Origin of the sequence: Planococcus chinensis (assembly GCF_042681545.1) — a bacterium.
Taxonomy (GTDB): Bacteria; Bacillota; Bacilli; order Bacillales_A; family Planococcaceae; genus Planococcus; species Planococcus chinensis.
The window spans coordinates 449,683-467,886 of the sequence record NZ_JBHUFW010000002.1 but is presented as its reverse complement, the minus strand read 5'-3'; the positions used below and the strand labels follow the sequence as shown (position 1 = coordinate 467,886).

General features: G+C 50.9%; 17 protein-coding genes. 3 read left to right on the top strand and 14 right to left on the bottom strand.

Features of this window, described 5'->3' with window-relative positions; all coding sequences use genetic code 11:
- Nucleotides 1-223 precede the first annotated feature (223 nt).
- From ACFSDB_RS02200 to ACFSDB_RS02150, 11 genes are all read right to left on the bottom strand, one after another.
- On the bottom strand, nucleotides 224-1,288 hold the full coding sequence (locus ACFSDB_RS02200) for a tartrate dehydrogenase (protein WP_204891250.1): 1,065 nt from the start codon (nucleotides 1,286-1,288) through the stop codon (nucleotides 224-226).
- 48 nt (nucleotides 1,289-1,336) lie between these two features.
- Nucleotides 1,337-2,002, bottom strand: a complete 666-nt coding sequence (locus ACFSDB_RS02195) for a GntR family transcriptional regulator (protein WP_204891252.1) — start codon at nucleotides 2,000-2,002, stop codon at nucleotides 1,337-1,339.
- Between the two features lie 86 nt (nucleotides 2,003-2,088).
- On the bottom strand, nucleotides 2,089-2,976 hold the full coding sequence (locus tag ACFSDB_RS02190; RefSeq protein ID WP_204891254.1) for an NAD(P)-dependent oxidoreductase: 888 nt from the start codon (nucleotides 2,974-2,976) through the stop codon (nucleotides 2,089-2,091).
- Nucleotides 2,977-2,989: 13 nt separating this feature from the next.
- Nucleotides 2,990-3,541, bottom strand: a complete 552-nt coding sequence (locus ACFSDB_RS02185) for a Fe-S-containing hydro-lyase (RefSeq protein ID WP_204891256.1) — start codon at nucleotides 3,539-3,541, stop codon at nucleotides 2,990-2,992.
- A gap of 12 nt (nucleotides 3,542-3,553) precedes the next feature.
- Complete coding sequence (locus ACFSDB_RS02180; RefSeq protein WP_204891258.1) at nucleotides 3,554-4,399, bottom strand: fumarate hydratase; 846 nt, start codon at nucleotides 4,397-4,399, stop codon at nucleotides 3,554-3,556.
- A complete protein-coding gene (locus ACFSDB_RS02175; RefSeq protein WP_204891260.1) occupies nucleotides 4,396-4,920 on the bottom strand; it encodes a PaaI family thioesterase in 525 nt (174 codons plus the stop codon). The genes ACFSDB_RS02180 and ACFSDB_RS02175 overlap by 4 nt, the downstream gene beginning before the upstream one ends.
- A 30-nt stretch (nucleotides 4,921-4,950) precedes the next feature.
- Nucleotides 4,951-6,318, bottom strand: a complete 1,368-nt coding sequence (locus ACFSDB_RS02170; RefSeq protein WP_204891262.1) for an MmgE/PrpD family protein — start codon at nucleotides 6,316-6,318, stop codon at nucleotides 4,951-4,953.
- A 5-nt stretch (nucleotides 6,319-6,323) separates the two neighbouring features.
- Complete coding sequence (locus ACFSDB_RS02165; protein ID WP_204891264.1) at nucleotides 6,324-7,118, bottom strand: enoyl-CoA hydratase/isomerase family protein; 795 nt, start codon at nucleotides 7,116-7,118, stop codon at nucleotides 6,324-6,326.
- Nucleotides 7,119-7,175: 57 nt separating this feature from the next.
- Nucleotides 7,176-8,105: a hydroxymethylglutaryl-CoA lyase gene (locus tag ACFSDB_RS02160; RefSeq protein WP_204891266.1), complete on the bottom strand. Its 930-nt coding sequence runs from the start codon at nucleotides 8,103-8,105 to the stop codon at nucleotides 7,176-7,178.
- A gap of 313 nt (nucleotides 8,106-8,418) precedes the next feature.
- Nucleotides 8,419-8,805, bottom strand: a complete 387-nt coding sequence (gene pcaC / locus ACFSDB_RS02155) for a 4-carboxymuconolactone decarboxylase (RefSeq protein WP_377338947.1) — start codon at nucleotides 8,803-8,805, stop codon at nucleotides 8,419-8,421.
- Between the two features lie 553 nt (nucleotides 8,806-9,358).
- On the bottom strand, nucleotides 9,359-10,396 hold the full coding sequence (locus tag ACFSDB_RS02150) for a DctP family TRAP transporter solute-binding subunit (RefSeq protein ID WP_204891270.1): 1,038 nt from the start codon (nucleotides 10,394-10,396) through the stop codon (nucleotides 9,359-9,361).
- A gap of 408 nt (nucleotides 10,397-10,804) precedes the next feature.
- Here ACFSDB_RS02150 and ACFSDB_RS02145 point away from each other — a divergent pair, with 408 nt between their 5' ends.
- Nucleotides 10,805-11,302, top strand: a complete 498-nt coding sequence (locus tag ACFSDB_RS02145) for a TRAP transporter small permease (protein ID WP_204891272.1) — start codon at nucleotides 10,805-10,807, stop codon at nucleotides 11,300-11,302.
- Nucleotides 11,290-12,552 carry a TRAP transporter large permease gene (locus ACFSDB_RS02140; RefSeq protein ID WP_204891274.1) on the top strand — a complete coding sequence of 421 codons (1,263 nt, stop codon included), beginning with the start codon at nucleotides 11,290-11,292 and terminating at the stop codon, nucleotides 12,550-12,552. Before ACFSDB_RS02145 ends, ACFSDB_RS02140 begins: the two co-directional genes overlap by 13 nt.
- Nucleotides 12,553-12,606: 54 nt before the next feature.
- Here the strand turns inward: ACFSDB_RS02140 and ACFSDB_RS02135 are convergent, their stop codons facing one another.
- From ACFSDB_RS02135 to ACFSDB_RS02125, 3 genes are all read right to left on the bottom strand, one after another.
- Nucleotides 12,607-13,905 carry an amidohydrolase gene (locus ACFSDB_RS02135; RefSeq protein ID WP_204891276.1) on the bottom strand — a complete coding sequence of 433 codons (1,299 nt, stop codon included), beginning with the start codon at nucleotides 13,903-13,905 and terminating at the stop codon, nucleotides 12,607-12,609.
- 96 nt (nucleotides 13,906-14,001) lie between these two features.
- Nucleotides 14,002-15,531 (bottom strand): AbgT family transporter, encoded by a 1,530-nt coding sequence (locus tag ACFSDB_RS02130; RefSeq protein WP_204891278.1) that lies wholly within the window; start codon nucleotides 15,529-15,531, stop codon nucleotides 14,002-14,004.
- 120 nt (nucleotides 15,532-15,651) lie between these two features.
- On the bottom strand, nucleotides 15,652-16,824 hold the full coding sequence (locus ACFSDB_RS02125; RefSeq protein WP_204891280.1) for a M20 metallopeptidase family protein: 1,173 nt from the start codon (nucleotides 16,822-16,824) through the stop codon (nucleotides 15,652-15,654).
- A gap of 136 nt (nucleotides 16,825-16,960) precedes the next feature.
- Between ACFSDB_RS02125 and ACFSDB_RS02120 the strand changes: the two genes are divergently transcribed.
- Complete coding sequence (locus tag ACFSDB_RS02120) at nucleotides 16,961-18,202, top strand: Zn-dependent hydrolase (RefSeq protein ID WP_204891282.1); 1,242 nt, start codon at nucleotides 16,961-16,963, stop codon at nucleotides 18,200-18,202.
- Nucleotides 18,203-18,204: the final 2 nt, after the last annotated feature.

Sequence of the window (18,204 nt, the reverse complement as noted above, 5' to 3'; positions counted from 1 at the left end):
GAAATAGTGGCAAAGAGTTGAAACCGCTTACCTTTTTTCTTATGATATGGCATTTACGGAAATAATTCCGACACTCTTTTTCGGATATTGGATACAATATTATTATTAACTCCAATACTACTAAAAATTCCGACAATTGTAAACGAAGAAAAAACAGGAAATCGGAGAATGGATCTATCGCTTTTGCTGATAAATGAGTCTGCCGGTTTCCTGCTGCTTATGGTCATTGTGCGTGTTTCTGAATGGACGCGATAATGGCATCGGTCACTTCAGCCGTATTCGAGCTTCCGCCGATATCGCCGGTCTTGATGCCGGACTCCAGCGTTTCTTCGATGGCGGCTAAAACGATTGCCCCCATCTCCATCTCGCCCAAGTGATCGAGCATCATTTTCGCCGTCCAGATCTGCCCGATTGGGTTGGCGATGCCTTTGCCGTAAATATCCGGAGCAGAACCATGGACCGGTTCGAACATGGACGGGAATTTTCCGTTCAAGTTGATGTTTCCTGCAGGAGCGATCCCGATGCTGCCCATAATGGCCGCTCCGATATCGCTAAGAATGTCTCCGAACAGGTTGCTCGCCACAACCACGTCCAGCGTTTCCGGCTTTGTCACAAAAAATGCTGAAAGCGCGTCGATATGCTCGCTTCTGGTTCGGATGTCCGGATAATTTTCAGCCATTTCCTTGAACACTTCATCCCAGAACGGCATCGAATGGGCGATGCCGTTCGACTTGGTGGCGCTTGTCAGGTGGCCGCCCCTTTTGCCAGCAATGTCAAAACCGTATTCCATGACGCGGGAAACCCCTTTTTTCGTGAAGACGGCATTTTGGACGACCACTTCGTCCATTCCGCTATGTACACGCCCGCCGATGCTGCTGTATTCGCCTTCGCTGTTTTCCCGGACAATCATGATATCAAAGTCTTTCGGATCCCTCAGAGGAGAAACGAGCCCTTTGAGCATCTTCGCCGGCCGGACGTTAATCACTTGTTCAAATCCGCGGCGGATTTTCAAAAGCAATCCGCCAAGCGACACATGGTCGGGAACAAGTGTCGGATCTCCGACGGCTCCGAGGAAAATCGCATCAAAAGAGCTGAGCTGTTCAAGCCCGTCGTCGGGCATCATTTTGCCGGTTTCGATATAGTACTCACAGCTCCACGGGTAATGCGTATAGTTGAATTTCAGGCCGCCATGCACCTGTTCGATTGCATCCAAAACGCGGAGCGCCTCAGGTACGACTTCTTTTCCAATGCCATCGCCTGGGATGACTGCAATATCCAATGTTTTCATGAATGTTTCCCCTTTTCCCTTAGCATTAACCGGCCGGCTCTTGTCCGCCTATTTCTCCGAAATCATTTGAATCAGGTTTTCCTTGGTGCGCAGAATATGCCGGATGGTCACTTCGCGGAGTTTTTCCGCATCTTTTTCCTTGATGAACTGCAGCATCAGGCCATGTTCACGGTGCGATTCCGATAAATGATTGGCAAGCAGGCTCGGCGTATACGGCGGTATTCCTTTCCAAAGCGTTTCAATGAACCCCTGGATCCTTCTCCACGGGCACCCTTCACGGATGATTTGGTGAAAATCCGCATTCAGCTTCATGAACGTTTCCATATCATTTTCATCGGCATTCAGCTCGAGCATCTTGTTATGGATGCATTCCAGCTCTTCGATATCTTCGCTTTCAAGGAACGGCAGTGCACGGACTACCGCTTCCCCTTCAAGCATGGCCCGCAGCTGGTAGATTTCCTCGATATCTTCAACCGATACCGGTGTCACCACTGCACCTCTTCTGGGTTCGATGCGCACCAGGCCTTCCACTTCCAGCTGACGAAGCGCTTCGCGGAGCGGCATGCGGCTGACGCCCAGTTTCTGCGCCCATTCCTCCTGCATCAGGCGCTCCCCCATCTTGAATTCGCCTTTTAAGATCAATTCCCTTAATTTCGTTGTCACTTTGAATTGCAATGTCGCTCTGTCTTGTTCCGTCAATTTGAATTTCTCCATAATGGCACCCCTTAGATCTTTTCTCGTTAAAAGAAAGCATGAGGCAATTTTAGCATTTATTCATGGTTCAGCGTATAAGGGGGTTTTCAGCCTTTGATCTCAACATTGAACATTTCTTCGATGCTTTTGACGATGGCTGTGTGGTCCTCGCCTCCACGCCCTTCTGCCATCGCGCGTTTCCATAATTGAAACGATGCGCTTGAGATGAACATTGGGGCGCTTTCTTCCTCCGCCATGCTCATCGCGATTTTCAGATCCTTGACCATCAAATCGAGCGTGAATCCCACTTCGAACTTTCTCGTCAGCACCTGGTTCGGGAATTTAAAATCGCTGGAAAAACTGCGGCCGGTGCTCGTATTGATGACCGCCAGCATCTTCTCAGGCTCGAGCCCCAGCTTGACGCCGAGTGCCATCGCTTCAGCCGTGGCCGCAAGCGTCGTTGCCGAAATCATATTGTTCAATGCTTTGATCGTATGGCCCGCACCCGCCTCCCCGACATGATTGATGTTTTGTCCAAGCATCGCAAGGAGCGGACGGGCTTCTTCGAAATCGCTTTCTTCCCCGCCGACCATGATTGACAACGTGCCTGCCTCCGCTCCTTTTACACCGCCCGACACCGGTGCATCGATCATGCGGAAGCCTTCCGCTTTGACCAAAGCATTCAATTCCTTGGTGACGGAAGGAATCGAAGTTGTCATCTCGATCAGCAGGCTTTCGGGCTTCATGCCTTTCAGAAGCCCTTGTTCGCCGACCAGCGTTTGTTTGACGATATAGACATTCGGCAGCACCGTGATGATGTACTGGAATTTCGAAGCCAAATCAGCCGGACTGTCCGCTTTTTCTGCGCCAAGTCCGACAAGTGTATTCACAGCTTCTTCGTTCAAATCGTATAAGCCGACTTCTGCGCCTTGCCCAAGCATCCGCTTCGCCATACGGCCGCCCATATTCCCAAGTCCGATAATCCCAACTCTCATCTTTTTTCAACTCCTAGGATTCCCTGAATTTTTCAATGCCTTCCTGGTAAATATCGCCTCCGTAAGCATCGTTGATCACGAATACGGGAAAATCCTCGATTTCCAATTTCCGGATCGCTTCCGTCCCCAAATCTTCATAGGCAATCACTTCAACCGATTTGATCGACCGTGAAATCAGCGCTGCCGCCCCGCCTACCGCACCGAAATAAACCGCTTTGTGTTTTTGGATGGCCTGTTTCACTTCTTCGTTCCGGTAGCCTTTGCCGATCATGCCTTTCAGCCCTTTTTCCAGAAGCCGCGGCGTGTACAGATCCATCCGGCCGCTTGTGGTCGGGCCAGCGGAACCGATCACTTCCCCCGGCTTTGCTGGCGTCGGTCCGGTGTAATAAATGACCTGGCCATTGACATCGACCGGAAACGGAATGCCTTCCTTCTCTTGTTCGGTCATGCGTTTATGGGCTGCATCCCGCGCTGTATAAACGGTGCCTGAAAGCAGGACGCGGTCACCTGCTTTTAATGACAGGATTGCTTCCTCCGTAAGCGGAAGCGTTATTTTCTTCTGCATCGTCCAGCCTCCTCACTTCATTACAACCGTCTGGTGGCGGCTGGCGTGGCAGTTCAGGTTCACTGCTACCGGCAAAGCCGCAATATGGCAGGATTCTACTTCCACCTTCACATCAAGCGCTGTCGTACTGCCGCCCATTCCTTGAGGGCCGATTCCGAGGCGGTTGATTTCTCCGATGAGTTCTTCTTCAAGCTCCGCCACTTCCGGATCCGGATGGCGGGCGCCGACCGGCCGAAACAGGGATTTTTTTGCCAAATACGTACAGCGCTCAAAATTCCCGCCAATGCCGATGCCGACAATCAGTGGCGGACAGGCATTCGGCCCCGCCACTTTCACGACGGACAGGATGTATTCTTTGACGCCTTCCATCCCATCAGACGGTTTGAGCATCTTCATCGCACTCATGTTCTCGGCCCCACCGCCTTTGGCCGTCATGTGAAGCGTCATTTCATCGCCCTCGACCAGTTCAAGATGGACAATGGCCGGGGTATTGTTTCCGGTGTTTTTACGGTTCAAGGGGTTGTAGATCATCGAATTCCTCAAATACCCCTCCCCATAACCTTTCGCCACGCCTTCGTTGATGGCTTCGATCAAACTGCCTCCGGTGATGTGGCAGTCCTGTCCAAGTTCGACGATAAAGACAGCCGTGCCGGTATCCTGGCACATCGGCACTTTTTCAGCTTTCGCAATATCGGCGTTTTCGATCAGTTGCGTAAGCACTTCCTTGCCGGTTTCCGATCGCTCTGCGGACAGGGCTTTCTTGAAAGCCGTATAGACGTCATCCCCGAGATCCGTATTGGCCCGCTGGCACATCCCTTTCACTTCTTCGACGATGTCCTGGTAATGGATTTCGCTCATTGGGTTTCCTCCTTTCTTGCTCTATGCCTGCCGGAAATGTAAAAAGTGCCCAGCGCCTTTGCCACCAGCGCCCCTTTATCATCCACAACGGTGCATTCGCAAACGACGGTGCTCCGCCCTTGCCGCAAAACGACCGGCATTGCCACAAGTCGGCTGCCCTGCCCTTTTTCGATGAAGTTCACTTTCAATTCGAGTGTAAAAACTTTTTCTTCCTCCGTCAGGTTTTTCAGGATTTTGAATCCGATGGCGACATCCGCCAATGTATAGATGGCCCCGCCCTGTGCGACTCCGTATGTGTTTTCATTCTGCAGCCCGAGCTCCATCTCAGCAGTGCCGTCCGCGTGCTGGGTGATTCCGAGGAACCTTCCTAAAAAGTGCATCGGCAGAGCGTCGGGATGCAGCGTGCGGGAAGATTCTCCGTACAGCGACAGCAAGTGTGCGACTTCGCTCAGTTCTTTTTCATTCAGCTTTGCCAATTGCTGCTGGATCACTTCCAGTTTCTCTTCATTTTTCTGTGCCATAGCTTCACCTTCATCATTTCCAGGCAGCTTTTAAAGCGCTGCCATTACTTGGCCGATTTCCGGCACTGTCTCCAATTGCAGGATGGCATCCGCCAGCTCTTCACGCTTTTGGGCCGGGTACTTGAACGTCATGCCGATAAATTTGCTGCGAAGTTCTTCTGCAGTTACGGCGTTTTCAGGGTCGCCCTTCGGAAAATCGGTTTCTTTGCGGATCGTTTCCCCGTTTTTGAACACGACTTCCACTGCCGCTCCCCATTGTCTCGGATAACTGGCGTCAATGGCAGGCGCTGTGGTGACTTTCACTTTCTTCGTCAGCGCACGGATGTCTTCGTTCCACAGCACCTCTTCATTGAAATCTGCAAGCCCGGCACTGCCGGTCAGCAATGCCAGCGCCGAGCAGAACTGAAGGCTGAACTTTGCCGCATATTCCGTCTGGGGATCAGGATCATCCGTGATGTTCAACGCCACTTGATAGGACTCCACCGATACCGACTCGATGTCTTCAATCGATGGCCGGCGGTCTTTGAAGATTTCTGTCAGCAAATCGACCGCATGATGGGTATGGCGGCAGGAGGCGTGGATCTTGAAAGAGTTTTCCATGATTTTATTCTGCTCACCCAGCCCATCGGTGATGCGGCTTTCGTCATATGCATCGCTCATCGCCTTGAAAAAGCCCCGGTCACCTTCCAGAATCTTTTGCGGGCCGGTAAACCCTTTTTGCGCCAGTAAAGCTGCCAGCACGCCATTCATCGATGCTTTTGCAGTGTGCAATTGCTTGGTCATCGCACCGTCTTCGATGAACTCCCATAGCCCGGCAGCCTGCGTCCCCGCGTTTCCGAGGGCTGAAACCATCTGCTCTTCATTGAGCCCGAGCAGTTTTCCTGCAGCTGCCGCCGATCCGAAAGTGCCGCAGGTCGCCGTGTTGTGCCAGAAATAATAATGCGACGGGGAAACGGCTTCGCCGATCCGGAAACAGACTTCATAGCCTGCGACCACTGCCGCAATCAATTCTTTTCCGGATAGCTGCTTCCATTCCGCTATCGCAAGCGCCGCGGGGATGACGACCGTCGCCGCATGGATGATCGATCCTTTATGGATATCGTCGAGTTCCACAACATGGCTCGCGGCCCCGTTGACGAGCGCTGCATTCAGCACGGACGTTTTCCCTCCGGTTACCGCATGCGCCTGTTGGGCGCCGCCCATTTCCTCCGCCAGTTCGGCAATCATCCGCACCGGCACTTTCTCAGAACCGGCAATCGCCGAACCGAAATAATCCAGGATGCAAAGTTTCGTGAATTCCACCACTTCCGCCGGCAAGCTGTCGTATGTGAGTTCCAGGCTGTACTGTGCGAGCTGTTTGCTTAACCCTGCCGCTTTTTCTCCTTTTACCTGCTGCATTCCGGTCATCTCCCTTGCCAATTCGGCTTCCGTTTTTCATTGAACGACAAAATGCCTTCCTGACGGTCTTCCGAATTGGCGCATTTATAGTATTGATCCAATTCGATCACCAGCGCCGTGTTCAAATCCGTTTCAAGCCCTGTATTAATGGACTTCTTTAATGCTTTTAAGGAAAGCGGCGCATTTGCGGCGATTTCCTTGGCGATTTCGAGTGTGTCTTCCAGCAGATCCTCTTTTGCCGAGATGCCGTTCAGGATTCCGGCCTCCAATGCTTTCGGCGCTGGGATCTTATTTCCCCGGAACAGGAATTCCTTGGCCAGACCGACCGGAATCGCCCGTGGCAGCAACTGGGTTCCGCCGACGCCCGGGATGATGCCGAGCTTCACTTCGGGCAGCCCCATCTGGGCATGTTCCGCTGCATAGCGCAAATCGCAGCTGAGGAGCATTTCCATTCCGCCGCCGAGCGCAAACCCGTTGACTGCGGCTATGGTCGGAAACGGGAAATTCCGCAGATGTTCATATGCTTCTTCGAAAATATCATGCTGCTTTTTCCATTGCTCGTTCGTCATGCCTTTGCGCTCTTTCAAATCCGCGCCGGCACAGAAACTTTTTTCGCCGGATCCGGTCAAGACCAAAACCCGCAAATCCGGTTTTTCCTGAATTTCTTTCAAGCACTCGATCAAATCGATGCCCATCTGCGTGTTGAGGGAATTCATCGCCTCCGGACGGTTCAATTCCAGAATATAGACATTGTCGGAAGCAAAATCCTCTTTCAATAAAATCGTCTGCCAATCAGCCATGGATCCATCCTCCAGATTCTCTTGTTTTTGCGTTTAAGAACTCCAATTTATCACTTCTTATTTATTCGGCACCGGGTATTTCCTGTCGGAAGGCCCTGCCTTCAAAAGATAGCTCGGCGTCGGGTGGCCGACAACCGTTTCCAGCGTCCGGGATGCTGTCAGCAATCCTTCCAGGGAAATGCCCGTTTCGATTCCCATATTGTGCAGCATATGCACCACATCTTCGGTGCATACATTGCCTGTTGCGCCCGGTGCGAACGGGCAGCCGCCCAATCCGCCGAGCGAGGTGTCGAAACTGTCGATGCCTGCATCAAGCCCGGCGAGAATATTGGCGAGCCCCATCCCTCTCGTATTATGGAAATGAAGGTTGAACTTCTGTTGCGGATAAGCATCCTTCAGGCCACTCAACAACTCGGACACTTGTCGGGGATTTGCCATTCCCGTCGTATCCGCGAGTGTGATGATGCCGATCTGCATCCTCACCAGCATGTCCGTCAATTCATGGATGCGCGCAGGCGGCACTTCCCCTTCGAATGGACAGCCAAATGAAGTTGCAATCGAAACTCCTAAGACCATCCCGTTTTTTCCGCAGAATTCCTGGATGGCTTTCAGTTCCTCGACCGACTCGGCTGTTTTCTTGTTCACGTTCTGTTCGTTGTGTGTATCGCTTGCCGAAAAAACGAAATTCACCCGCTCCACTCCCCGCAAACGAGCGAGTTCCGCCCCTTTTAAATTGGGTATCAAGGCAATCAACGCCGGTCCGGCGGATTCCGTGGAAATCGCTTCATAAAAATCCCCGCTGTTCGCCATCTGGGGTACGGCCTTCGGATGGACGAACGAACCGAATTCCACCGTTTGGACGTTGGCCTCCACCAATTGCCGGAAAAGCGTCTCTTTTTCTTCAAGGGAGGCGATTTTTGTCTCAAGCTGCAGCCCGTCCCTTAGCACTACTTCATTGATCTGGACACGCTCCGGAAATTCCATCATCTGCTGTCCTCCTCGCTTTAACGTATATTTCCTTGTTCTGTGTTGCTCCGCCAATTAAAAATCCCCGCTTTATTCCGGATACATCTGCGATACAGTGAGCGTGGAATTACAGATTCAAGAAAAGATGTTCTTTTGATATCCTTAACACTTTTCATTCTTCTTTTCTCTAACTGTATTTTGTATCCAAAATAATTGCAAAAATTTTTGTCTTTCTTTCGGCTCCTATTGGACTGTTCCATGCAATGGGTGCCGGCTGCCTGAACCTACTGCCTGGGCAGCCGCCCTTGCCCGTTCTTTTTATCCACTGTTCTCTTTATTCCTTGTCCATTTCGTCAAAAACTTCTTTGGCTGACCGGAAGCTGTCGATTGCTGCCGGAACCCCGCAATAGATGGCGGTCTGCAAAAACACTTCCTTGATCTCATCGCGCGTCAAGCCGTTGTTGATAGCTCCTCTTACATGAAGCTTCAATTCGTGCGGGCGGTTCAGCGCTGTAATCATCGCCAAGTTGATGATGCTCCGCGTCTTTCTTTCCAATCCAGGCCGGCCCCAGACTTCGCCCCAGCAATATTCTGTCACCAATTCCTGCATCGGCATGTTGAAGTCGGTGGCATTGTTGATCGAGTTTTCGACATATTCGGCCCCAAGCACGCTTTTTCTGATTTCCAACCCTTTTTCAAACATTTCTTTGTTCACTGTCATTCTCCTGTCTGTAAAGTTATTTGGACATAAGTTGAACCATTAACTTCCAAATATCGATATTCCGCAAAACCGCTACGTAAAACCCTGTGCTCCTGTGCGCAGCGCTGCAACGGTTTTTCATGTCCCGAAGCTAGCGCAGCGATGCAGGGACAGGAGCAGTACGGTTTTCTCCGCCGTTTCGCTCCATATCTTAGATAGTACCGTGAAAAAATTAAGGTTGCTTAGTTTTAAAGAGTTTATCCAGCGCCGGCGCGTCCAAGGGCTAGGCGGTGCCATGAGTCGAATGTTCTTTTCGGCTCATGGCGGGAGCCAAAGAGGCGCCCAAAGCATTTGGGTGGCTCTTTTGCGACGAGCTTGCGCAGGAACAGCTCCCTTTCATGTTTCGAAGCTAGCGAAGCGATGCAGAAACAATCGTCTTTGCACTGCCCAACGCGACCGAAGCGAAGCATAATCTTATATTTCCCTGTCCAACTTATAAGCCTCCAATAAACTGAAAAAGTTGGCTATGAACACAGCCAACTTTTTCAATTCCACTCATAAGGACATGAAATGCTTATTGCCCGGCAGCTTCGCGTGCTGCTTCGTATACGTCAGCGCCGATTTCCTCTTCGAACTCATCGTAGATTGGCTGAAGTTCCGTACGGAATACTTCAACTTGCTCCGGAGTCAATTCGATGATTTCCACTTCGCCGCGCTCTTTCAGAAGTTCGTATGCTTTTTCGTTCAACGAAATTGCTTCTTCGCGCGCCACTTTTGTGCCTTCTTCTACGCCGGCTTCAACGATTGCTTTAGTTTCTTCGTTCAAACCTTCCCAGAAATCCGTGTTTGTGAAGATCGCATAGTCAACGCGTGTATGGTTCATGACTGTCATGTGCTTTTGGACTTCATCGAACTTTTTGGATTCGATGTTGCTGAATGTGTTTTCCTGGCCGTCTACTACCCCTTGGTCAAGTGCAGTGTAAAGTTCCCCGAAAGGAATGGATTCCGAACCTGCGCCAAGCGTCGAATAGATCGCTTCAAGCACTTGTCCGCCCTGTGTACGGAATTTCAATCCGTCAAAATCATCCGGCGAATCGATTGGACGTTCGTTGTTCGTTACATGCTTACCGCCGTTCGGCCACATTTTCAAACCGAGGACGCCGTCGCCTTCAAGGCTGCTCAAGATTTCCTGGCCTTTTTCGCCATCCCAGAAAGCGATTGCTTCTTCATCATTGTCGAACATGAACGGCAATGACGGGACGTTGAATTGAGGGTTGTTCCCGACGAATTTGGATAAATCCGGTGCGATAAACTGTACGTTATTGGAAACCAGGTTCTGGTATTCATCCTGATCGCCGAAAAGTGAGCTGTTTGGATAAATTTCAACCGTAATTTTACCATCCGACTCTTTCTCGATGTACTCCTTCATCGCTAAAGCCCCTTGGTGCTTCGGTGTATTCTCCGCAACTACGTGCGAGAACTTGATGGTCGTTTCCTGGACGCCGGATTCCCCTTCGCCGCCGGATCCGCCCGATGTCTCTTCACCGCCGCCACATGCTGCCAGGATAAAACCGAAACTTAGTAGAAATAAAGCTAAAGCAAACTTCTTCATGTGCAATTCCCCCTTATTATTATTTGATCCCGTGCTTCCTCACAGCTTGCTAAGCTTCTTGAAAGGGTTTTCATTTCTTATGGCACTCCTCCCGTTTCACTCCACTTTTCTTGCTGTTCGCGAGTCGATTCCTGACGCTTTGATTATTGGATACAACTCACCCCAAAATTAGCATAGGAAAAACACAATGTAAAGAAAAATTTTAATTTTCTAACTCTTCGAAAGGAAAATCTTCTTATTTTAATTCATATGTTGCTGCAAAGTTTTTTTCATTCATTTTTTGAATCATTTATAATCTTTATAATTATTTAACTATTTCGTCTTGTTATTGCTTAGGAGTTATATTATGATTTGTCATAACATCTCGTATCCAAAATACATTAAAGCGGGATAAGGAGGAATTAAAAAATGAAAATCTTCGATTTGATTGAAAGCGCTTTCTCCGCCATTTTATTCTTGGCGGGCATCGGCGTCAGCCTCTACTCAGTTTTCATGCGCTACGTCATGGGTTCTTCCCAAAGTTGGGCGACTGAAATCTTCACGATGCTTCTTGTGTGGGCGATCTTTATCGGTTTCTCATCCGCATTGAAAGAAGACAAACATATTGCGATCGATATCATCTACGACCGTGCCGGACCGACTTTCCAGAAAGTTTCGCAAGCGGTTACGCTTTTGATCGGCATCGCTTTCAGCGTATTCATCATCTGGAGTGGCTACGACATGGTCATGACAGCTTACGCCCAGCAGATCAAAACGATCGACCTTGGGTTCCCGATCTGGATCAATTACTTGATCATGCCGATTGCTGGAATCCTGCTCTTGATCCGGTTCATTGAAAAAGCATACCGGTTCTTCATTAAGAAAGAGGACGTTACTCACGGGGAGGATATTCTATGGAAGCAGTAATTGTAATTGGCCTGTTATTCCTTTTAGCCCTGCTGCGTGTGCCGATTGCCATCAGCTTGGCTGTTTCAAGCATCATCGGCCTTTATCTTGTCGACTTTTCGTTGGACACGGTTATCCAGCGGATGTTCACCGGCGTCAACAGCACAACGCTGATGGCGATTCCCGGATTCGTCTTCGCCGGCCTTATCATGGCGCAAGGCGGCATTTCGAAATATCTGATTGAAGCGATCCGTTCGTGGGTCGGCCATACAAAAGGCGGCTTGTCGGTCGTTACCGTCCTGACGTGTATGATTTTCGCCGCCATTTCCGGTTCCAGCCCGGCGACGGCCGCGGCAATCGGAGCCATTATGATTCCGATGATGGTGAAAGCCGGATACGACAAGAAATATTCGATGGGCCTTGTCGCCTCAGCCGGTACGCTCGGGATCCTGATTCCGCCGTCCATCCCACTGATCCTGTACGGTTCGGTGTCTGAACAATCGACCGGCCGCCTGTTCTCAGCAGGTATCATTCCCGGCCTGGTCCTTGGATTGGCATTAATCATTTATGCTGTAATCGTTGCCCATAAAAAAGGCTACGGCGGCCTTCCGAAAGTTCCGATAAAAGACAGATGGGCGCCTACACTCCGCTCCGTCTGGGGCTTGTTGATGCCGGTCTTCATCCTTGGCGGCATTTATGCGGGTGTCGTAACGCCTACAGAAGCTTCGTTCCTGGCTGTACTGTATGCACTCATCATTTCATTTCTTGTATACCGTGAATTGGATTTGCAGAAATTCCGCAGCATCCTCGCGGAATCCATCAATACGACCGCGATGATTTTCCTCATCATCGCAGCTGCACTTGTTCTCGGGACGTTCCTGACCACCGAGCAGATTCCGCAGAGCTTTGCCCAATGGGTCAGCGACAGCGGCTTCAACAAATGGACATTCCTATTGATTGTCAGCCTTTTGTTCTTCGTTCTCGGCATGTTCCTGGAGCCGACAGCCATCATTTTGATCACGCTGCCGATTCTCTTGCCGATCATTGCAACGCTTGAAATCGACGTCATCCATTTCGCCATCATCATGGTGGTCAATATGGAACTCGGGATGATCACCCCGCCGGTCGGGCTGAATCTCTTCGTCGTCAGCGGGATAACCGGGGAGAAAGTGGAAAGCGTCATCCGGGGCGTCGTGCCGTTCTTCGGAATTTTCATTATCGTTCTGATCATCATCATTCTCTTCCCGCAGTTGTCTTTGATCCTGACGTGACGGGAAAGCTAAATAGAAAAAGAAAAAGACGGGGGAAATTCCCCCGTCTTTTTCTTATGCGCGGCTTAGTTTGACAGCTGATCTGTACAGCACATCAACCGCTGCAGGCATCGATGCTTCATCAAAATCGAACCGTTCGTTGTGGTGCCCTGCCGCCAAGTCGCTGCCGACGATGCAATATGTTGCCTGCCCGCCAAGTTCCTTTACTCGCTCCATGTAATAAGTGGCGTCTTCCGATCCCGCTGAATCGGCCGACCACGGCACGACCGTTTTAAAGTAAGGGGAAGTCTTTGCGACTTCAGCCAGCACGTCGACCAGTTCTTCGCTCGGCATGCTGCTTTTCGCTTCGCCGACAATCTCGATGGCGGCTTCCACGCCGTACATCTTGGCTGCCCCTTCAATGACCGCTAGCGCCTGTTCCCGGATGTAATCATTGATTTCTGACGTCTCGCCCCGCGTTTCCAGCTTCATCGAAGCGGAAGACGGGATGATGTTGCGGCCGGATCCGGCATTCAGCACGCCTACATTGACGCGCGACGCGCCTGCTGAGTGGCGCGGGATCCCGTAAAGCCCGAGCACCGCAGAAGAAGCGGCCATCAACGCATTCCGCCCTTCTTCCGGTTTTCCGCCTGCATGCGCTGCCTTCCCTTTGAATTCGATATCCATTTTCGTCGTAGCCAGGAAGCCGGAATTTCCGGCAACAAATTCACCGGATGGCACGCCGGTGCCCAAATGCATCGCGATAAAGTAATCAACGCCATCGACTACTCCTGCTTCGGTCATCGATTTCGCTCCGCGCGTCCCTTCTTCTGCAGGCTGAAAAATCAGTTTGATCGTTCCGGCTAGCTCTTCTTTCTTGTCCATCAGCATTTTGGCAAACCCAAGGCCGATCGAAGTATGGCCATCGTGGCCACACGCATGCATTTTGGATTCGTTCATGGAAGTGAACCCTTTTTCAAACGGGATATGCCCTTCGCTCATATCTTCCTGGATATCGAGGGCATCCATATCAAAGCGGTAAGCGAGCACGGGACCCGGCTTGCCGGTCTCCAATGTTGCAACGATCCCCGTCATTCCGTTTTTGAATTTCGGTAGCCAGCCGATATCCGCTCCATTTTGTTCGGCCCACTTGTAATGCGCATCGAGAACTTCCTGCGGAGGAACGCCCATGCGCTCTTTGGCATCCATGACTTCCTCCGCCACTTTCAGTCCGTAGCCAAGCGATTCCAGGAATGACGCTACCCGCGATGCTGTGCGCATTTCGAGAAAGCCTGACTCAGCGTGCCGGTGCAGGTCCCTGCGCCAGGAAATCATTTCATTTTTCAATTCATCTTCAATCAGCATTTCTGCCATGGAAGTTCCTCCTTTAGATGGGTCTGTTTTTTTATACACCAACGGCCAGCGGGAATCCGCTGGCCGCCTTTTTGTGATGGGTCCAAACTCTGCTTTTTATAAGAACGGCGTAATTCCAGGTCCGTACTGCAATCCTGTGTAGAAGAAAATCATGAACATGATGATCCAGACAATCAGGAATGACAAGGTATACGGAATCATCAAGGAAATCAATGTTCCCATCCCCGCTTTTTTATCATATTCGCGCAGGAACGACAGCACGACGATAAAATACGGGTTCAATGGCGTCACGATGTTCGTCGAGGAATCCCCGATCCGGTAGGCCATCTGAGTGAATGCCGGATGGTAGCCGAGCTGCATGAATAGCGGCACGAACACCGGAGCTTCAAGCGCCCATTTTGCCGACCCGGATGAAATCAGGAAATTCAGCATTGAAGTGAACAAGATATAGCCGATGATCAAGTAGATGCCGGTGAAGTTGATCTGCGTCAATAGTTCCGCTCCGTTCACCGCTACCCACGTTCCGATGTTCGTCCACGTGAAGTAGGCGATAAACTGGGAAGCCGCAAAGATCAATACGATAAATCCGGACATGTCTTTGATCGAATCAGCCATGAAGCCGACGGCGTCACGCGAAGACTTGATGGCTCCCACGGTTTTGCCGTAAGCGACGCCCAATACAATGAACATCCCGAGAATGACGGGAACGATCCCTGTCAGAAGCGGCGAAGGAATCAGGCCGCCTTCTTCATTCCGAAGCGATGAACCCGGCAAGAAGATCAACAGCGACAGGATGGCCAAGTAAGCAAGCAACGCAAGGCCAGCATTTCGCAGCCCTTTGTTCGCTTTCGGATGTTCTTCAGAATCAACGTCGATGACCATGTCCCCTTCGTATTTGCCGAGCTTCGGCTCGATGATTTTCTCGGTGACAAGCGCGGCAACAACGGTCAGGACAAATACGGAAACGATGTTGAAATACCAGTTATCCGCAGGCGTGACAATGATCTGGTCGTTCAGGATGGCTGCCGCCTCTGTTGAAATCCCGGAAAGCAAAGCATCGGTTCCAACAATCAGCAAGTTGGCGGTGAAACCCGCTCCCGCACTGGCAAAGCCGACCGCGAGTCCGGCAAGCGGATGGCGCCCAATTTTGTAGAACACCATTGCCGCAAGCGGCGGTATCAGGATTTGGGCAGCATCAGAGGCAATATTCCCCATGATGCCGACAAAAGCGATGGCATATGTAACCAACCCTCTTGGCGCTTTCAGGATGGTTTTACGGATGGCGATTTCCAAAAGCCCCACTTTTTCCGCAAGCCCGATTCCCAGCATAACAGCCAGAACGGTTCCGAGCGGCGCAAAGCCTGTGAAGTTCTCGAGCATTGACGTGATGATGTATTGAAGCCCCGCCCATGACAACAAGTTCTGGATAGCCAATGTTTCGCCTGTTCCCGGATGGACCACTGATGCATCGAACAAACTGAAAATATAAGAAGCGATGATTACAAAAATTGCTAAGTAAACGAAAATCATGAATGGGTCAGGAAGTTTATTCCCTACCCGTTCAATTCCGTTCAGAAAACGGATAAAAAACCCATTCTTTTCTGTGCTTTTCTCTTTCGCTGCCATTGCCTGCCTCCTGTACCGATAGAATTTTTATTCAACTTTTTAATATTATATGCGTTTTGAGAACATTTTTTCAACCTATTCCTGTATATTTTCTGTTTTTTTCAGTAAATCATTCGGGTTTCACTGTCGGACCTGTAATTTCCGCAATGCGTTGACCGTGACATCGACCATCGCATCGATGCCGATTTCAAGCGCATCTTCGTTAAAGAAAAACTCTGGATCGTGCAGGGGTTTCGGGCTTTCTTCCCCTTCTTTTGCACAGCCGAGCCAGTAGAACGCTCCCGGGATTTCTGTAAGGAACCGCGAGAAATCTTCTCCAGCCATTGACGGGCTTACATCCGGCAAAGCCTTTTCTCCAAGCAGACCGGCAGCGCTGCTTCGGACCAGTTCGGACCATTCAGGGGTATTGACCGTTGCGTCGTAGCCTTCGATATAGTCGAAATCAATTGTGACTTCGTAGGCTACTTCGAATCCTTTGACGAGGTTTGCAATTCTTCTTTTCACGGTCTCTTTCGCTTTCTTGCTGTATGTCCGCACAGTCCCGTTCAGTTCCACATGATCTGCAATGACGTTGTAGCGGTAGCCGCCGCTGATTGTGCCAATGGTGATCACTGCCGAATCCAGCGGATTTGTATTGCGGCTGACGATCGACTGCAGGGAGGAAATGAATTCCGCAGCGATGACAATCGCATCTTTCCCTTGGTGTGGCATGCTCGCGTGGCCGCCTTCGCCTTTGATCGTAAACGACAGCCGGTCGGACGCCGCCATCATTTCCTTGTCCCGCACACCGATCTGCCCGACCGGAAGATCCGGCCAGACATGCTGCCCGAAAATCACATCCGGTTTGTACTCCGAAAATACGCCATCTTCCATCATCGGCCTGGCTCCGCCAATTGGAGTCGATTCTTCATTCGGCTGAAACACGAGCAGTACCCGCCCCGGCAATTCATCTTTCATCTCCTGAAGCCTGAATGCCGTGCCTAGAAGCATCGAGGTATGGGCATCGTGGCCGCATGCATGCATTTTCCCATCCACTTTCGATTTGAAATCCACATCCGCCTTTTCAGAAATCGGCAATGCATCGATGTCTGCGCGGAGGGCGACTGTCCCCCCTTTCTTGCCGCCTTCGATGATTCCGAGGACGCCTGTCTTTGCAAACCCTGTCTTGAATGGAATGCCGGCCCCTTCAAGCTCCTGCTGGATGCGTTTTGACGTTTCCCATTCTTCTCCGCCCAACTCGGGATTTTGATGAAGAGCTCGCCGGATGCCTTTGATATATTCCACATCTGCCATGGACTCTCGTCCTCCTTGTCGTTTTTTCCTTCCTTTCGAGGATAGCATAATTTTAAAAAACCATGTTAAGTAATCTGAATTCGCCAAATATTATGCTACTATTGAACGATATCTACAACGAAAGGCGGGAAAATGGATGAAAATAAATATTGAGAGGTTGATGGGGGATATTGAAAGCTATGCACGATATGGCTCACAGCCCGGGGGAGGCGTCAGCAGAACCTGTTTCAGCGAAGCGGATTTCGAAGTGCGGAAGATTTTCGCAGCCGAACTGCAGGAGATTGGCCTGGCCGTAGAAGTCGATGCAGCGGCAAATATCTGGGGGACGCTCGCTGGAGACGGAAGTAAAAATAAGCCGATTATCATCGGTTCGCATCTGGATACTGTGCCAAACGGCGGGAAATTCGATGGAGCCCTCGGTGTCCTCATCGGCAAGGAAATTGTCCGTACCTTCCTTGAACACGATCAGCGGCTGCGCCATCCGCTGAAACTGGTGTCTTTTACGGCCGAAGAAGCGAACGATTTTAACTTCGCTACCCTTGGGAGCCGCGCACTCGCTGGCAAAATTTCCGCCGATGACCTGTGCAGTGCTGAAAACAGCGAAGGAGCCAAATTGCGCGATGCCATCAGCAGAGCCGGAGGAAACATTGACAAGCTTTCGCCTGCTGATAAAAATTCGATCGCTGCCTTTTTTGAACTTCATATCGAGCAAGGAAGAAAACTTGAGAAGCAAGGGCTGCCAGCCGGCATCGTCGACCGAATTGTCGGGATCTACCGGGATGTCGTGACAGTAGAAGGAGAACAGAATCATTCCGGCACCACGATGATGTCCGAACGCCGCGACGCTTTGGCAGCTGCCGGCGAGATGGTGTCAGCGGTACAAAGAGAGGCGAAACAGCTTCAAACGGATGCGGTTGCCACGATCGGCAAATTCGATGTCTTTCCGAATTCCGCCAACATCATTCCCGGAAAAGTCGAGTTCACGCTGGAAGTGCGTTCAGCGGACAAAGCCGAGCGGGAATCACTGGCCCGTTCCATCCGCCAGACGTTCGATGCCATCGGCGCCGCACACGGCGTTTCGGTTTCCGCCAAAAACATCTACAATACCCAAGAATGCGAGTTCGACAGCAGCCTCATCGGTTTTTTGAAAGGTGCAGCTGAATCAGTCGGCACCCCCTATACCGTCCTGCCGAGCATGGCAGGCCACGACGCCATGCATATCGTAAGCCTAGGGAAAGCCGCCATGTTATTCGTCAAAAGCATCGGCGGCATCAGCCACAATCCCGCAGAGCTCAGCCTGCCCGAAGACATCGAAAAATGCGCCAATGTCCTCCTCCAGGCCGTGTTGCTTGCCGACCAGGAGTTAAAAGACGAATAAAA

Excerpts from the sequence above, each read along its gene's own strand:
- ACFSDB_RS02170 (WP_204891262.1), bottom strand. The coding sequence starts at position 6,318 with ATGCAGCAGGTAAAAGGAGAAAAAGCGGCAGGGTTAAGCAAACAGCTC.
- ACFSDB_RS02130 (WP_204891278.1), bottom strand. The coding sequence starts at position 15,531 with ATGGCAGCGAAAGAGAAAAGCACAGAAAAGAATGGGTTTTTTATCCGT.
- ACFSDB_RS02150 (WP_204891270.1), bottom strand. The coding sequence starts at position 10,396 with ATGAAGAAGTTTGCTTTAGCTTTATTTCTACTAAGTTTCGGTTTTATC.
- ACFSDB_RS02195 (WP_204891252.1), bottom strand. The coding sequence starts at position 2,002 with ATGGAGAAATTCAAATTGACGGAACAAGACAGAGCGACATTGCAATTC.
- ACFSDB_RS02145 (WP_204891272.1), top strand. The coding sequence starts at position 10,805 with ATGAAAATCTTCGATTTGATTGAAAGCGCTTTCTCCGCCATTTTATTC.
- ACFSDB_RS02165 (WP_204891264.1), bottom strand. The coding sequence starts at position 7,118 with ATGGCTGATTGGCAGACGATTTTATTGAAAGAGGATTTTGCTTCCGAC.
- ACFSDB_RS02135 (WP_204891276.1), bottom strand. The coding sequence starts at position 13,905 with ATGGCAGAAATGCTGATTGAAGATGAATTGAAAAATGAAATGATTTCC.
- pcaC (WP_377338947.1), bottom strand. The coding sequence starts at position 8,805 with ATGACAGTGAACAAAGAAATGTTTGAAAAAGGGTTGGAAATCAGAAAA.
- ACFSDB_RS02160 (WP_204891266.1), bottom strand. The coding sequence starts at position 8,105 with ATGATGGAATTTCCGGAGCGTGTCCAGATCAATGAAGTAGTGCTAAGG.
- ACFSDB_RS02185 (WP_204891256.1), bottom strand. The coding sequence starts at position 3,541 with ATGCAGAAGAAAATAACGCTTCCGCTTACGGAGGAAGCAATCCTGTCA.
- ACFSDB_RS02125 (WP_204891280.1), bottom strand. The coding sequence starts at position 16,824 with ATGGCAGATGTGGAATATATCAAAGGCATCCGGCGAGCTCTTCATCAA.
- ACFSDB_RS02140 (WP_204891274.1), top strand. The coding sequence starts at position 11,290 with ATGGAAGCAGTAATTGTAATTGGCCTGTTATTCCTTTTAGCCCTGCTG.
- ACFSDB_RS02180 (WP_204891258.1), bottom strand. The coding sequence starts at position 4,399 with ATGAGCGAAATCCATTACCAGGACATCGTCGAAGAAGTGAAAGGGATG.
- ACFSDB_RS02190 (WP_204891254.1), bottom strand. The coding sequence starts at position 2,976 with ATGAGAGTTGGGATTATCGGACTTGGGAATATGGGCGGCCGTATGGCG.
- ACFSDB_RS02120 (WP_204891282.1), top strand. The coding sequence starts at position 16,961 with ATGAAAATAAATATTGAGAGGTTGATGGGGGATATTGAAAGCTATGCA.
- ACFSDB_RS02200 (WP_204891250.1), bottom strand. The coding sequence starts at position 1,288 with ATGAAAACATTGGATATTGCAGTCATCCCAGGCGATGGCATTGGAAAA.
- ACFSDB_RS02175 (WP_204891260.1), bottom strand. The coding sequence starts at position 4,920 with ATGGCACAGAAAAATGAAGAGAAACTGGAAGTGATCCAGCAGCAATTG.